Genomic DNA, 411 nt, shown 5'->3' on the forward strand with positions numbered 1-411 from the left:
CTTTGATCACGTACCTGTTGAGCGTGTCCGCGATGTAGTCCGCGATGAACTTGACGTAGTGCTCGAAGATCGCCAGTTGAGGCTCGCCTACGGCGCGGGACCCGCTGCCGCTGGTGGAACCGAGGTTCATGAACTGAGCAAGCACGTTGACGGAGATCTGGCGGTCGTGGTGTTCGATGGACGGCATGGACTCTTTCAGCGTCTTAGCCTGCATGTCCATGAAGTCGATATTCCAACCGTCAGGCTCCGTAATGTGTCCGACCTCGCTTGCGCGCAGGTCTTCCGCCGCACGTTCCGCAGCGGCGATCTGTTTGGCTTCCGCGTTCTTCGGGTGTTTGATCTTCACAACGCCGAGCCCTTGGCGTTCATGACCGATCGCGTCGATCTGGTAGAGCTTGTCCTTGTAGTAGT

General features: G+C 57.9%; 1 protein-coding gene. It reads right to left on the reverse strand.

Annotated features, from left to right (window positions below; translation table 11 throughout):
- The coding region (locus tag BIU91_RS18745) for a hypothetical protein (RefSeq protein ID WP_216099632.1) at nt 1–411 on the reverse strand (411 nt) is incomplete at both ends.

The sequence above is a fragment of the Curtobacterium sp. MMLR14_002 genome (assembly GCF_001864975.1).
In the GTDB taxonomy this organism is placed as follows: Bacteria; Actinomycetota; Actinomycetes; order Actinomycetales; family Microbacteriaceae; genus Curtobacterium; species Curtobacterium flaccumfaciens.